This is a genomic window from Izhakiella capsodis, from assembly GCF_900115045.1.
Taxonomy (GTDB): domain Bacteria; phylum Pseudomonadota; class Gammaproteobacteria; order Enterobacterales; family Enterobacteriaceae; genus Izhakiella; species Izhakiella capsodis.
In genome coordinates this window covers 31008-45137 of the sequence record NZ_FOVC01000006.1, presented here as the reverse complement: position 1 = coordinate 45137, position 14130 = coordinate 31008, and the positions used below count along the sequence as shown (strand labels likewise).

Sequence of the window (14130 nt, the reverse complement as noted above, 5' to 3'; positions counted from 1 at the left end):
GTGGATCAGTAAAGCAGGGAATAGAGCTGGCGACGGTATTTCGCTGCCACCGCGTCGCCCGTGCCGAGTGCCGCGAGAATTTCTTGCAACATTTTGCGCGCCTGACCATCGGCGGCGGCTAAATCTTTTTTCAGGAAGCTGAACAGTAGCTCTAGCGCCTCTTCATTACGCCCGACCTGATGCAGTTGCAACGCCAGTTTGCTGCCAAGTTCAGCGTTTTCTGGTTGGTTTTCCAGCTGCTGCTGCAACTGCTGAATTTCCGGGGTATCCGCCGCCTGCTTGAGTAAGTCAATCTGAGCGATTAATCCTTGATAGCGCGTGTCCTGGTCCTGAAGCGGCACGACCTTGAGCACCGCCTCCGCTTCCTCACTGCGATTTAAGGCAATCAGTGTTTCAGCCAGCAGAAAGCCGATTTCGCTGCTTTGATTGCTGAGCTGCCAGGCCTCTTTCAGCAGCGGCAGCGCTTCCAGCTGCTTACCTTCGTCGATCAGCGCCAGCGCTTCCTGGGCTTTCAGCTCTTCAGGTTTAGGCAACACTTTTTCCAGCAGCGCACGTACCGCTTCCTCAGGCTGCGGCCCCTGAAATCCGTCAACGGGTTGCCCGTCCTGGAAGAGGTAAACGGTTGGAATAGCGCGCAGGCCGAACTGGGAGGCGACCATTTGCTCAGCGTCGCAATCCAGCTTAGCCAGGATAAACTGCCCGGCATACTCCTGTGCCAGCCGTTCCAGCACCGGTGTCAGCTGTTCACATTGCTGGCTGCGCGCTGACCAGAAGTAAAACAGCACCGGGATCTGCATGGATTGTTCCAGTGTCTGGTGCAGATTCGACTCGGTAATATTAATAACGGTAGCTTGTGGTGACATGCGCAAAGTCTCTTTTAACTGGGTTTTGATCACTTATGGGGGCATTGCCGCAACGATCAAGGGGCAAGGTCCCGAATGGCTTATTTTACACGTAATATTCTGTCCATTATCGTCGCGGGTACCAGACGACGCAAAACAGTTATTGCCCAGGCGAGCAGCGTTACCGGATAGCGCAGACGTGGGTGGCGGCTCTCCAGCGCATGACGCAACGGCGGTAATATTGCTTCGGCGGGTAACGCAAAACGGGCGGCGATACCCGGATTTTTCACTGGCCTGTCGTGGCGGGTCTGATGAACATTCGCGGTAAAGTGCGTATCGATCGGCCCTGGTTCGATCAGGCTGACGCGAATGCCGCTGCCATGTAGCTCATGGCGCAGTGCATCGTTCCACGCTTCCAGTGCGTACTTGCTGGCCGCATAGGCCCCACGCCCGGCGGTTGAAATCAGACCCATCACCGAACTGGTGCTGATAATCCGCCCCTCGCCCTGCGCCAGCATGGACGGAAGCAGCAACATGGTGAGTTGGTGAGTACCAAACAGGTTGGTGGAAAATTGCTGTTCAAATTGCTGGCGGCTAACGGTCTGCAGCGTACCATAAACACCGTAGCCGCCATTATTAAACAGAGCGTATAAGCGATTGTTGCAGGCTATCAGCACCTGCTGCGCGGCGTGCTCAACGCTTTGCGCATCGTCTAAATCCAGCTGGATACCGATGAAACCCGCCTGGTTCATACGCTCGACGTCTTCGGCTTTACGGCAGGCGGCCAGAACCTGATAGCCGCGTTGCTGCAAATCATAGGCGGCGGCGAGGCCGATACCGCTCGAACATCCGGTAATTAATACCGCTTTTTGCATAACTCTACCTGTCAGGGGACGGAAGCCCGTTTAATTTGTGTTTAACTAATGGCTTCAGCGCATTATTCACCAGCCCGGCAATAAATGGCTGAGCTGCGGGGTTGGGATGAATACCATCCTGTTGCATCCATTCTGGCTTAACGTAAACCTGCTCCATAAAAAACGGAATCAGCGGAATGGCGTTTTTCTTTGCCAGTTCGGGGTAGATGGCGCTGAAGGCCTCCGTGTAACGTCGGCCATAGTTAGCTGGCAGACGGATCTGCATCAGCAGTGGCTGAGCGTGCGCGGCCTTAACCGTATCGATGGCTTTTTGCAGGTCGCTGGCGATATTTTGTGGCGGTAATCCACGCAGGCCATCGTTGCCGCCCAGCTCAATAAGCACCCAGGTCGGTTGATGCTGTTTCAGTAATGCGGGGAGACGCGCCAGCCCTTGCGCGGCTGTATCACCGCTTATGCTACCATTAATCACTTCAGGCGCCTGTTGCCATTTTTCGTTTAACAGGTTAGGCCAGGCTATTTTAGCGGGCATCTGGTACCCGGCGCTGAGGCTGTCGCCAAGGATCAGTAACTTTTGTGCCGCGCCGACCGGCCCGGCAAACAGCGTCAATAACAACAGGAACAGGTAATGCCAGCGGAAAACATTATTGAAGTTCATCGTCTTACTAAGTCCGTCGGTCAAGGGGAGCATCAGCTTCTCATCCTTACCGGAGTTGAGCTGGTTGTCAAACCGGCGCAAAGCATCGCGCTGATTGGTGAATCTGGCTCGGGAAAATCGACGTTACTTGGCATCCTGGCTGGGTTGGATGATGGCAGCGAGGGAGAAGTTTTGCTGATGGGCCACCCGCTGCATCGGTTAAGCGAAGAGCAGCGTGCCGCGCTACGGGCGCAGCATGTCGGCTTTGTGTTCCAGTCATTCATGCTGGTACCAACGTTAAATGCGCTGGAAAACGTTCAGCTACCGGCGCTGCTACGCGGCGAGAACGAAACGCTCAGCCGTCACCAGGCCAAAACGCAGCTGGAGCAATTGGGGCTGGGCGACCGTTTACATCATCTGCCAGCCCAGCTCTCTGGCGGTGAACAGCAGCGGGTAGCGCTTGCGCGAGCATTCAGTGGACGCCCCGAACTGCTTTTCGCCGATGAACCGACGGGTAATCTTGACCGCCACACCGGCGAGCGCATTGCCGATTTGCTGTTTTCACTCAATCGCGATCATGCGACAACGCTAATCCTGGTCACCCATGATGAGCAGCTGGCTGCGCGCTGCGATCGTCGTCTGCGTCTACGCGATGGCAGATTATGGGAGGAGACATGATTGCTCGCTGGTTCTGGCGTGAATTACGCTCGCCTTCGCTGCTCATCGTCTGGCTGGCACTTAGCCTTGCGGTAGCCTGCGTGCTGGCATTGGGATCGGTTGGCGATCGCATGGAGCAAGGGCTAACTCAACAAAGCCGTGATTTTATGGCCGGTGACCGCACCCTTAACTCACCGCGCGAAGTGACGGCTGAATGGCTTGAACAGGCGCGAAAAATCGGCTTGCAGGTCAGCCGCCAGCTCAGCTTTATGACCATGACCTTTGCCGCAGAGAGTCCACAGCTGGCGGATGTGAAGGCCGTTGACGATAATTATCCGATTTTTGGCGCGCTACAAACCGAACCTGCGGGGTTAAAGCCACAGAAGGGAACGGTGCTGGTGGCGCCACGTCTGCTGGCGCTGCTGGGGTTAAAAATTGGCGACAGCATCGAGGTTGGCGACACCCGTCTGCGCGTGGCGGGCGGAGTTATCCAGGAGCCGGATGGTGGTTTCAATCCTTTTCAGACCGCCCCCCGATTATTAATGAACCTTGCCGACGTTGCGGCGACCGGCGCGGTACAGCCGGGTAGTCGCCTGACCTGGCGCTATAAGTTCTCCGGCAACCCCGATCAGCTGGCTGCTTATGATCGTTACATTGAGCAGCATATTCGCCCGGATCAACGCTGGCTCAGCGTGGGGAACTCTCAGGATGCTCTGGGGCTTTCTTTGCAGCGCGCGCAACAGTTTTTGCTGCTGTCGACGTTGCTGACGCTGATGCTGGCTATCGCCGCCGTCGCCGTGGCGATGAGCCACTACGGCCGCAGTCGTTACGATCTGGTGGCGGTGCTGAAAACCCTGGGTGCCGGTAAGGCGATGCTGCGTAAGCTGCTTATCGGCCAGTGGTTGACTATCCTGCTACTGGCGGCCATCAGTGGTGCATTGGTCGGTAAGGGGGTTGAAGCACTGTTACTGGTGATGCTCAAACCGGTGCTACCCGGCGTCTTACCCGCCGCCAGCGGCTGGCCGTGGCTGTGGGCGCTCGGTTCGCTATTTGTGATTTCTATGCTGGTAGGATTGCGTCCCTGGCGTCTGCTGCTGGCAACGCAGCCGCTGCGGGTGCTGCGCCGTGATGCGATAGCCCGCATCTGGCCGCTTAAATACTATCTGCCCGTCGCGGCGCTGATCGTGGTGACCATGCTGACACTGTTGGTCGGCGGCAGCAAGCTTTTATGGGCGCTGGCAGGCGGCATTGTACTGCTGTCCCTGATGCTGGCCGCGCTGGGATGGTTGGTGTTACAGGGACTGCGGCGGCTAAACATACGCCAGCTGGCCCTGCGCCTGGCGATTAACCGACTGCTGCGCCAGCCGTGGGTTACTCTCAGCCAGCTGGCGACGTTTTCACTCTCTTTTATGCTGCTGGCGCTGTTGCTGATTATGCGCGGCGACCTCTTGGATCGCTGGCAGCAGCAGTTGCCGCCGGACAGCCCGAACTACTTTTTGCTCAACATGACGGCCGAGCAGGTTCCGCAGGTGACGGATTTTCTGCAGCAGCACCAGGTTACGCCGCAGCTTTTTTATCCTATCGTGCGCGCCAGGCTGACGCAGCTGAACCATCAGCCGGTCGATCCTAATCTTGACAACGCGCTTAATCGCGAGCTGAACCTGACCTGGGATGACAATCTGCCGCCGCAGAATCCGTTAGTCAGCGGGCGTTGGCCGCCGCGGGCGGGTGAGGTTTCGGTGGAGCAGGGAGTGGCCGAACGGCTTGGCGTCGGCATCGGCGACACCCTGACTTTTACCGGCGATACCCAGGATTTTTCAGCCCGGATAACCAGCCTGCGCAAGGTGGACTGGGAAAATATGCGGCCTAATTTCTTCTTTATCTTTCCGCCGGGTGCGCTGGATGGGCAACCACAAAGCTGGCTGACAAGCTTCCGCTTGCATGACAACAACGCGCTGCTGGTTCAACTCAATCGCACTTTTCCTACGTTGAGCCTGCTTGATATTGGCAATATTCTGCGCCAGGTAGGCCAGGTGCTGAACCAGGTAAGCCGTGCTCTGGAGGTAATGGTGGTGCTGGTGACGTTTTGTGGCTTGCTGTTGCTAATGGCGCAGATTCAGATCGGGATGCGCCAGCGGCGGCAGGCGTTGATGGTGTATCGTACCCTCGGTGCCAGCAAACGCCTTTTACAGCACACCCTGTGGAGCGAGTTCGCACTGATGGGGCTGATTGCCGGAGGGGCTGCGACAATCGGTGCCGAAGCCGCGCTGTGGGGATTACAGCGGAAAGTGTTTGATTTTCCCTGGGAGCCAGACTGGATGCTGTGGCTGACGTTACCGTTGACTGGCGCGGTTCTTCTGGCGCTGTGCGGTGGCTGGCTGGGCGTGCGTCTGCTGAGAGGGAAAGCGCTTTATCGAATATACAACGCCGAATAGCTGACAAAGGGCCTTTACGGCCCTTAAATAGCGCGTTATACCAGTTGACTTATCGCCCAGCTGATACCGGTTGCGTATTCTTGCGGCAGCATCGACTGAAGCGCTTTCAGCGTCAGGTTGAGCGTCATCGCATCCGGATGACTGAGATTGAGATGCCCGACTTTCCGCGCGGGGCGCACCTCTTTTTCATACCAATGCAGATGCACCAGTGGCAAATCGAGCCACTGATAATCCCGATCGGTACCGATGAGGTTAACCATCACGGCTGGCGAGCTGACCACCGGCGTGGGCAGCGGCAGATCAAGAATGGCGCGCAGGTGCAGTTCAAACTGGCTGATTGAGGCGCCGTTTTGCGTCCAGTGACCGCTGTTATGCACGCGCGGAGCCAGCTCGTTAATCAACAGCCTGTCGGCAACGACAAAGCACTCCATTGCCATCACGCCGACGTAGCTAAGCTTATTCATGATAGCGCTGAGCATGCGCTCAGCCTGGTGCTGGAGACGCTCATCCGGTTGCGGTAGCGCCACGCTGGTACGCAGAATTCCCTCTTCATGCAAATTATGCGTCAGCGGATAAAACACCGTGCTGCCGTCATAAGCGCGAGCACCGATCAGCGACACTTCGCCGGAAAAATCAATACCCTGCTCAACGATACAGTTAGCGTAGCATTCTGCGGGTAGGCTGGCAGTTTGATCGGCCTGCAAGCACCATTGGCCGCGACCATCGTAGCCGCCGGTACGACGCTTGACGATGGCAAGCTCGCCCAGTCGGGAGAAAATCTGAGGCCATTCAGTTTCATCTTTCAGTAGCTGCCAGGGGGCGGTGGCTAATCCCAGCTCATCGAGCAGCTGTTTTTGCGTCAGGCGATCTGCCAGCCGGGGGAAAATGTCGCGGTTAACGAATGCACGATGACTGGCCAGCTGGCGGGTTAACGCCGTCTCCGGCCAGCGCTCAATTTCGGCGGTGACCACACTTTGCTGTATGGGTAACGATTCCGGCTGCCCGTCGGTGCCAACCGGAAAGACCGCAATGCCAAGCGGTTCTCCAGCCTGGCGTAGCATACGGCCTAACTGGCCATTGCCCAGTACGCAAACCGGCTTCATGGCAGCAATCTCGGATCGGGGTTTTCCAGTACCTCATCGCTCTGGCTTTTACGCCAGTCTGCCAGCCGCCGTGACAGCGGCGCATCGTGCAGCGCCAGAATCTGTGCCGCCAGCAGGGCGGCATTCGCCGCTCCAGACTTGCCGATAGCCAGGGTGCCAACCGGAATACCGCGCGGCATCTGCACGATGGAATAGAGACTGTCAACGCCGCTGAGCGCCGCACTCTGCACCGGTACACCCAGCACCGGCACCAGTGTTTTAGCCGCCAGCATACCCGGCAGATGCGCCGCGCCGCCGGCTCCGGCGATAAGTATCTGATAGCCGTTATCGACAGCCCGTTCAGCGAAGCTAAATAGCTTGTCAGGCGTGCGGTGCGCTGAAATCACTTCAACGTGGTAGGGCGCTTGCAGGCTGTCGAGGATCTCAGCGGCAAAGCGCATGGTTTCCCAGTCGCTTTTAGAACCCATAACAATGGCGATACGGGCCGATACGGCGGTTGAAGACATGCGGGTCTGGCTCCTGTGATTATCTGCCTGCAGAGCGATGGCGCAAGCATCTGGCGGTCAGTATGAAGGGCAGAGAGAATAGCACGTCCGGCTGGCAAGGAAAACGGTTGCGTATGGCATTACACACCTCCTGTACGGGGCGGTTTAGAGTGGAAAAGCGATGAGTTGCGCTTTGTCGGGAGTTACTTTAATCATTGACCCCTCGTGATGCCAGGCACCGAGCACGATACGTTCGGCTGGTACATGGTTGAGGTTAAACCGGTGGACGGCAGGGCGATGAGTGTGACCGTGGATCAGGCGCTGTACCTGATAATGCGCCATGACCTGCTCGACGGCCTGCTGATTAACATCCATGATGCTCAGCGATTTTTGCTGATTCGCCTGGCGACTATTTTTACGCATGCGGTTAGCGATGTGCTGGCGTATGGCAATGGGCAGGGCAAGGAACAGGCGTTGCAGCCAGCGTCGATGGACCTGGCGGCGAAAGCGCTGATAGCCAGCATCATCAGTACACAGCGTGTCACCGTGCATAATCAGTATTCGCTGGTTGTAGAGGGTAATAATTTGCTCCGCAGGTAGCAACTGCATACCCGCTTTGCGTGCAAAGCGCTGGCCGAGCAGGAAATCGCGGTTGCCGTGAATAAAGTAGCAGGGTACACCACTTTCATTGAGCTGACGCAATGCGTCGGCCACCTGTTGATGCAGTGAGTTTGGATCGTCATCGCCGATCCAGACCTCAAACAGGTCGCCGAGTATATAAAGCGCATCCGCTCCCGGCGCTTCGCGTGTGAGGAAGGAAAGAAAACCGGCAGTGATGGCCGGTTCGTCCTGTGACAGATGAATATCTGCAATGAAAAGTGTGGCAGGCATTAATTATTCGCTGACAGTCACTTTCTCAATAATCACGTCGTCTTTTGGTACATCCTGATGTGCGCCGCTGCGACCAGTGGAAACGCTTTTAATCTTATCGACCACGTCCATGCCTTCAACCACTTCGGCAAATACGCAGTAACCCCAGCCTTGCAGGCTTTCATCACGGAAGTTCAGGAAGTCATTATCGACCACGTTGATGAAAAACTGCGCGGTGGCGGAGTGCGGAGCCTGGGTGCGCGCCATTGCCAGCGTGCCACGCATGTTTTTAAGACCGTTATTTGCTTCATTTTTGATTTCATCTTTCGTGGCCTTTTGTTTCATACCCGGCTCAAAGCCACCGCCCTGAACCATGAAACCATTAATCACCCGGTGAAAAATAGTATTGTCGTAAAAACCTTCGCGGCAGTAATCCAGGAAGTTCTGAACGGTGGCAGGCGCTTTGTCATCAAAGGTTTTGATCACAATATTGCCGTGGTTTGTCTGGAAAGTAACCATAATTTTTTCCTGTAGAGGTTAACGTTTCGCCTACCCGCAGGCGCTCTGACCCCGGGTTCAATCAATCCCGTCTTATATCACAGAATGTCCTTTGCCGTCAGCACCCGACCTGCATGGAGAATTCTTGTTTACCGTAGCGCTCGTGACAACACCAGGGCACAATATAAGAGAATAGAGTCGCATATAACTTATAAACATACATACGTACGTACGGAAGTGTCTCAATGCTGAAGATTTTTAACACCCTGAGTCGTCAAAAAGAGGAATTCAAACCTATTCATGCCGGAAAGGTGGGCATGTACGTATGTGGTATCACCGTTTACGACTTGTGTCATATCGGTCATGGCCGCACTTTCGTTGCTTTTGATGTCATTGCACGCTACTTGCGTTACCTCGGCTATGACCTCAAATATGTGCGCAATATTACTGATATCGACGACAAAATTATCCAGCGCGCGGCTGAAAATGGTGAAAGTGTCGAGCAGTTGACGAACCGGATGATTGCCGAAATGCAACGCGATTTCAGCGCCCTCAATATTTTGCCACCGGATCTCGAACCGCGAGCGACCCGTCATATTGGTGAAATTATCGACATGACGCAAAGACTGATTGCCCGCGATCACGCCTACGTGGCAAAGAACGGCGATGTGCTTTTTGCCGTTGACAGTGATGCTGACTATGGCCAACTTTCACGCCAGCATCTTGAACAGCTGCACGCGGGCGCCCGTGTCGAAGTGGCAGAGTTTAAGCGCAATCCGATGGACTTTGTACTGTGGAAAATGGCCAAAGCGGGGGAGCCGAGCTGGCCGTCGCCGTGGGGCGTGGGACGCCCGGGCTGGCATATCGAATGCTCGGCGATGAACTGCAAACAGCTTGGTGAACATTTTGATCTGCACGGCGGTGGTTCTGACCTGATGTTTCCCCATCATGAGAATGAACTGGCGCAATCCAGCTGTGCACATGATGGTACCTACGTCAATTACTGGATGCATTCCGGCATGGTGATGGTCGATCGTGAAAAAATGTCTAAATCACTGGGCAACTTTTTCACCGTGCGTGATGTGTTACAGCATTTTGATGCAGAAACGGTGCGTTATTTCCTGCTGTCCGGCCACTATCGCAGTCAGCTTAACTATGGAGAGGATAATCTGGTACAGGCTCGTGCGGCACTGGAGCGGCTATACACCGCACTGCGGCACACCGATGCCAACGCCGTGGCTGCGGGTGGCGAGGCCTTCGAAGCGCGTTTTCGCGCCGCAATGGACGACGATTTCAATACGCCGGAAGCCTATTCTGTGCTGTTTGATCTGGCCCGTGAAGTTAACCGCCTGAAAGGCGAGGATGACGTGGCGGCCAGCGGTCTGGCCGCTTGCCTGCGTCAGCTTGGGGCGGTGCTGGGACTGCTGGAACAGAATCCTGAACAGTTCCTGCAAAACGGTGCTCAGCAAAGTGATGATGAAATCGCGCAAATCGAAGCCTTGATCCGGGCGCGTCTGGATGCCCGCAAAGATAAAGAATGGGCGAAAGCCGATGAAGCACGCGACCGGCTGACGGCGATGGGCATTGTGCTGGAGGATGGGCCACAGGGTACCACCTGGCGACGCAAGTAAAACGTCTTACGCCCGCGTTCACGAGGGCGTTTTTTTTAGCCAACCCACTCCCGAAATGACCTGCTGATTGGCGAAGCCAGCTATTCATCCAGACAGGCATAACGGATTGACTACTACACCCGGTGAAAAATGATGCGCTGACGCAGTGGTCAGATGTGACGATAATCAGGCCACCGGAGATGCGTCGCTCGCCTCTGATTACTGAACGACGGTAATGCGCTGACCGGCAAAAGCCACCGTCTGGCCCGGAAAAATTTTGCAGCGCCTGCGAGTTTCAACCTTACCGTCAACCGTGACCTGCCCGGCGTCGATGGTGCCTTTCGCCGCCGCACCGCTTTCTGACCAGCCTTCCAGTTTCATCAGATCGCAAAGATCAACGTGGGTATGTTTACCTAAAGAAAATGTTGCCATTATTGTACCTTCAGATCGTGAAACGCTTCACAGGCTTGCAGCGTATTCTGGATAAGCGTTGCCACCGTCATCGGCCCTACGCCGCCTGGAACCGGTGTTATCCAGGCGGCGCGCTCTGCTGCTTCATCAAAGATGACATCGCCAACCACTTTCCCGCTTTCCAGCCGGTTGATGCCGACGTCAATGACGACAGCGCCTGGTTTAATCCATTCGCCAGGAATAAAACCCGGCTTGCCAACGGCGACGATCAGCAGATCGGCATGCTCAACGTGGTGGCGTAAATCACGAGTAAAGCGATGGGTGACTGTGGTGGTACAACCCGACAGTAGCAGCTCCATGCTCATCGGCCGACCAACGATATTTGAAGCGCCTACTACCACCGCGTTCTGGCCGTAGGTATCAAGATTATAACGTTCCAGCAGGGTGACGATGCCACGCGGCGTACATGGGCGCAACTTAGGCGCACGCTGGCACAGACGCCCGACATTATAGGGATGGAAGCCATCCACGTCCTTATCCGGCGCGATACGTTCCAGCACCTTAACGTTATCAATACCAGCGGGCAGTGGCAGTTGCACCAGGATGCCGTCGATCTCCCGGTCATCGTTTAGTACATCGATCAGTGCCAGCAACTCAGCCTCGTTGGTTGTGGCGGGCAGATCGTACGAACGAGAAATAAATCCTACCTCTTCGCAGGCGCGACGCTTGCTGCCAACATAAATTTGCGAAGCGGGGTTTTCCCCCACCAGCACCACCGCCAGACCCGGCGCGCGCTTGCCTGCCGCTATGCGCTGGCGCACCTTCTCGGCGACTTCCAGACGAACCTGCTGGGCAACGGTTTTACCATCAATAATTTTTGCGACCATCAGAGAGGCAACTCACCTGTAAAGAATTAAATCAAGATGGGCGCTATTTTGTCAGAAGCGTGAGCGGCTGTCAGGCACGAAATGGCATTGAGTCAGACAAACGGCGCTTTTTCTTCGCGTGAATAGCTTCTATTATACAAAGCTCATTTCTGAGCAGGCCCGGTGATGATTTGGTTAATGCTGACCACGCTTGTTGTGGTGTTTATTATTGGATTCCGGTTGTTGACAGCCGCTTCACGTCACTCAGCGCAGACACTGAGTAAACGGCTTAACATTCAGCCGGTATACGTTGAATCGCTCCTTTCGCTGATGGGAAAACAAGCCGCGCAGGAATTCACCGACTATATCGCCCGTGACAGTGAAGAGTCGATGCGTAATGCTGCAGTGGTGTTACTTATCTGGCAGGTGTTCATCGTTGATAGCAGCGAAGAAAACCAACTGCGCTGGCGTTACACTCTGCGAAACGCCGCCATCCCGGCCGACATCAGCCGTCAGCAAATGCTGCTGGCACTGGGCTTTTTGCGCCAGCTGGAGCCGGACAGCCGCGAGATGAACGCCTTTCGTGAAGCCTATAATGCTCACTTCATGCCCGATCCTATCGACAGCATGCCAATAAAAGAAAAATTCATCTCGCATGACGAACATGGTGACGAATATCGCTGACCGATGCGTATTGGTCATAACCTCGGCACTTCGCGCAAGGACCGAGCCAAAAGCATTGACTCGGGAGGCCGTCACCGTATAATTCGACCCACTCTACTAAGCGCCCTTAGCTCAGCTGGATAGAGCACCGGCCTTCTAAGCCGTAGGTCACAGGTTCGAATCCTGTAGGGCGCGCCATTTAAGTCAATGGTTTGAGGTAGATTTTGCACAGGGCATTAGAAAAGTGGGTGCACTTGCGGGTGCTGCTAAAGTTTTGTTCATTAATCCCTTTTTCATATACTGTTTCAGGCCAACTATGAAATGCTCCGCTCAGGCTTTTCTGCGGAGCAGGGAATTCTTTCTTCTTAGCCCACATCCGCCATAATGTTGGGTGGCTTTTCCCGGTTAGCTGACACATCTCTTGAAGTCCGATTTAACGAGCTGCCATTGTTATGCTCCTACCCTGTTTTCAATCGTTCGACCAGAAAATTTAGGCGTGCTACTCCTCCGGCAAAATCTGTGAGAGGGTATCCATGGCGCTTAAACTGTCTATTGCTTCTCGTCACGTTTTCGCTTCGGCATAGCGTTGTTCTGCAATAACTCCTTCCGCTTTTCTGAACGGGAATTCAATAACATCCTGGGCGCCGCTACACCTGGCTAAATCCCCGATCAAAGCGCCGTCAACTGATTTATCGATATACATTTCAAACCTCGCTTTCGTATTGCTTCTAAAAAATTGTCCGGCTCTAACCGTTTTGAGTTGCGCTGCGGCATGACCCATTATTCCAGAGCAATGGCCTTATTTTTGGTTTGTCCAGCGAAATGCTGAGCATGCCGCATAAATCAATGAGTGAATCCGTTAAATCGCCTGCCAGCGCCCTGATCATGGTATCACGCCAGTGTGATGGGTCGGAGTTAAACCCGCTAAGCTGTGGCGAAGTACCGGGCATTCAAACTGGCTGTTATGCGCGTAAATCAGCACATCCGTTTTTTTTAGTGCCAGTCGACGTTCCAGAGGCGTTTTAGTCTTCGCGATAACGCCCCATACCTGTACGGGGTCACGAACAATCGCCTAAGCCCAAAACATAATCCCGGTGTTCGGGGTAGGCATGTGTGCCACTTTTTAATGGGGTTTCGCTATAGGTTTCTAAATCTAACCACAACATTTGGCGCACAAGAGATCTCCGGAAACCAGTGAGAAGTGTTTTTTGATTTTTTATTGTTGTTTTAATGTATAAAATCAGCTGGTATTGATTTTTAAAGGTTAGAAGATGAATGTTAATAATTATTTGTTAAAAATCAGAGCTATTTTTTTTAATAGCAGTGCTGCTGCGTTTAAATCAGGTTGTAGAAATCCTGAAGCCAGAGGTTTTTACACGAACCTTATTAAAGTTAAGAATGATAATGCTCGTTCTTATTTGACGAATGTAAATCTTTCGAATAAAAAGAGAGCTGAGCTGTTAGGGAAAATAAAAAAATATAACAGGCAAGAATATATTTTATCTTTAATAGATAAAATTATAAGTACTCCAGATGAGTCTCGTTTTAAAAAAACCACCCTCCCTGACTCCACTGTAACTATTTAAATTCGCGGTAAAGAGATTTTGATATACATACTCGCCGAGTTTCACTTTTTTCCTCTGCTTTTCTGTTCACCTGATTCTACCCGGTAGAATACCGGGTGTTCACAGATTCAGAAAAGTGCTTCGGCGTCAGTGCTTTTTCTCACATTGTCACAATCATCAGGTGTTGCGCTACCACCGCGAGTGAAAGCATCCCCGTCACGCAGGAACTGCACCCCGCCGAGGGATATGGGAATGCCCTTGTTGCCTTTTCGCGTCGAATACGGGTGCCACGTCGGTACTGAAATTCATCGGGTATATTGCCTGAGTCGGCTTTCAGGCTATAGACGCAGGCAAAACGCTTAGCGTTAAACAGCACGTTCTTCTGATGCAGGATAAATGCGTTTTGCCCATCGGCTATCAACTGTGGGGTGCGGATGAGCAACAGCCGGAAGGAAGGTTTAAAGCGAGTGACGTAGTCTATCTTCTGCAGTACGATCCGCAGGCGTTCTTCTGTGCCTGCGGATCGCTGACGACTTTTCTCGATAACACTTGCTACTGTTTCGCGCGATGTGGCGTTTCAGAGGTTTTGGTAAAACGCTACTCTCCAATCTATTAG

17 protein-coding genes and 1 tRNA gene are annotated in these 14130 nt (G+C 54.0%); 7 read left to right on the top strand and 11 right to left on the bottom strand.

Annotated elements, in window-relative coordinates:
- Positions 1 to 5: 5 nt before the first annotated feature.
- The 3 genes from BM191_RS10070 to tesA form a co-directional block, all read right to left on the bottom strand.
- A complete protein-coding gene (locus tag BM191_RS10070; protein ID WP_092877763.1) occupies positions 6 to 863 on the bottom strand; it encodes a co-chaperone YbbN in 858 nt (285 codons plus the stop codon).
- Between the two features lie 80 nt (positions 864 to 943).
- On the bottom strand, positions 944 to 1717 hold the full coding sequence (locus BM191_RS10065) for an SDR family oxidoreductase (protein ID WP_092877761.1): 774 nt from the start codon (positions 1715 to 1717) through the stop codon (positions 944 to 946).
- 4 nt (positions 1718 to 1721) lie between these two features.
- A complete protein-coding gene (tesA, locus tag BM191_RS10060; RefSeq protein ID WP_143088816.1) occupies positions 1722 to 2372 on the bottom strand; it encodes a multifunctional acyl-CoA thioesterase I/protease I/lysophospholipase L1 in 651 nt (216 codons plus the stop codon).
- On the opposite strand from tesA, the gene ybbA reads away from it, so the two are divergent.
- Positions 2343 to 3029 (top strand): putative ABC transporter ATP-binding protein YbbA, encoded by a 687-nt coding sequence (ybbA, locus tag BM191_RS10055; protein ID WP_092877759.1) that lies wholly within the window; start codon positions 2343 to 2345, stop codon positions 3027 to 3029. The two genes, tesA and ybbA, sit on opposite strands and share 30 nt — an antisense overlap.
- On the top strand, positions 3026 to 5443 hold the full coding sequence (ybbP, locus tag BM191_RS10050; protein ID WP_092877757.1) for a putative ABC transporter permease subunit YbbP: 2418 nt from the start codon (positions 3026 to 3028) through the stop codon (positions 5441 to 5443). Before ybbA ends, ybbP begins: the two co-directional genes overlap by 4 nt.
- Positions 5444 to 5478: 35 nt before the next feature.
- On the opposite strand, the gene purK is transcribed toward ybbP, so the two are convergent.
- The 4 genes from purK to ppiB form a co-directional block, all read right to left on the bottom strand.
- The gene (purK, locus tag BM191_RS10045; RefSeq protein ID WP_092877755.1) at positions 5479 to 6546 is read right to left on the bottom strand and encodes a 5-(carboxyamino)imidazole ribonucleotide synthase; all 1068 of its coding nucleotides are present in this window, start codon (positions 6544 to 6546) and stop codon (positions 5479 to 5481) included.
- Positions 6543 to 7052, bottom strand: coding sequence for a 5-(carboxyamino)imidazole ribonucleotide mutase (purE, locus tag BM191_RS10040; protein ID WP_092877753.1), 510 nt, complete (start codon positions 7050 to 7052; stop codon positions 6543 to 6545). Before purE ends, purK begins: the two co-directional genes overlap by 4 nt.
- A 144-nt stretch (positions 7053 to 7196) precedes the next feature.
- A complete protein-coding gene (gene lpxH, locus BM191_RS10035) occupies positions 7197 to 7922 on the bottom strand; it encodes a UDP-2,3-diacylglucosamine diphosphatase (protein WP_092877751.1) in 726 nt (241 codons plus the stop codon).
- Between the two features lie 3 nt (positions 7923 to 7925).
- Positions 7926 to 8420, bottom strand: a complete 495-nt coding sequence (gene ppiB, locus BM191_RS10030; protein ID WP_092877749.1) for a peptidylprolyl isomerase B — start codon at positions 8418 to 8420, stop codon at positions 7926 to 7928.
- Between the two features lie 224 nt (positions 8421 to 8644).
- On the opposite strand from ppiB, the gene cysS reads away from it, so the two are divergent.
- Positions 8645 to 10030: a cysteine--tRNA ligase gene (gene cysS, locus BM191_RS10025; protein WP_092877747.1), complete on the top strand. Its 1386-nt coding sequence runs from the start codon at positions 8645 to 8647 to the stop codon at positions 10028 to 10030.
- Positions 10031 to 10228: 198 nt separating this feature from the next.
- Here the strand turns inward: cysS and ybcJ are convergent, their stop codons facing one another.
- The gene (ybcJ, locus tag BM191_RS10020; protein ID WP_092877745.1) at positions 10229 to 10441 is read right to left on the bottom strand and encodes a ribosome-associated protein YbcJ; all 213 of its coding nucleotides are present in this window, start codon (positions 10439 to 10441) and stop codon (positions 10229 to 10231) included.
- Complete coding sequence (gene folD / locus BM191_RS10015) at positions 10441 to 11307, bottom strand: bifunctional methylenetetrahydrofolate dehydrogenase/methenyltetrahydrofolate cyclohydrolase FolD (protein WP_092877743.1); 867 nt, start codon at positions 11305 to 11307, stop codon at positions 10441 to 10443. Before folD ends, ybcJ begins: the two co-directional genes overlap by 1 nt.
- Positions 11308 to 11472: 165 nt before the next feature.
- Here folD and BM191_RS10010 point away from each other — a divergent pair, with 165 nt between their 5' ends.
- Both BM191_RS10010 and BM191_RS10005 read left to right on the top strand, forming a co-directional pair.
- Positions 11473 to 11970 (top strand): DUF1198 family protein, encoded by a 498-nt coding sequence (locus BM191_RS10010; RefSeq protein ID WP_092877741.1) that lies wholly within the window; start codon positions 11473 to 11475, stop codon positions 11968 to 11970.
- A 100-nt stretch (positions 11971 to 12070) separates the two neighbouring features.
- Positions 12071 to 12147 (top strand) — tRNA-Arg (locus BM191_RS10005).
- 364 nt (positions 12148 to 12511) lie between these two features.
- On the opposite strand, the gene BM191_RS09995 is transcribed toward BM191_RS10005, so the two are convergent.
- Positions 12512 to 12730: a hypothetical protein gene (locus tag BM191_RS09995; RefSeq protein WP_092877739.1), complete on the bottom strand. Its 219-nt coding sequence runs from the start codon at positions 12728 to 12730 to the stop codon at positions 12512 to 12514.
- Positions 12731 to 13220: 490 nt separating this feature from the next.
- Between BM191_RS09995 and BM191_RS09985 the strand changes: the two genes are divergently transcribed.
- Positions 13221 to 13535: a ferritin family protein gene (locus BM191_RS09985; RefSeq protein ID WP_092877736.1), complete on the top strand. Its 315-nt coding sequence runs from the start codon at positions 13221 to 13223 to the stop codon at positions 13533 to 13535.
- A 107-nt stretch (positions 13536 to 13642) separates the two neighbouring features.
- On the opposite strand, the gene BM191_RS09980 is transcribed toward BM191_RS09985, so the two are convergent.
- Positions 13643 to 13747, bottom strand: a complete 105-nt coding sequence (locus BM191_RS09980) for a hypothetical protein (RefSeq protein WP_407927873.1) — start codon at positions 13745 to 13747, stop codon at positions 13643 to 13645.
- Positions 13748 to 13899: 152 nt separating this feature from the next.
- Here BM191_RS09980 and BM191_RS09975 point away from each other — a divergent pair, with 152 nt between their 5' ends.
- Entirely contained in the window at positions 13900 to 14130 is a 231-nt protein-coding gene (locus BM191_RS09975) for a hypothetical protein (protein ID WP_092877732.1), read from the top strand.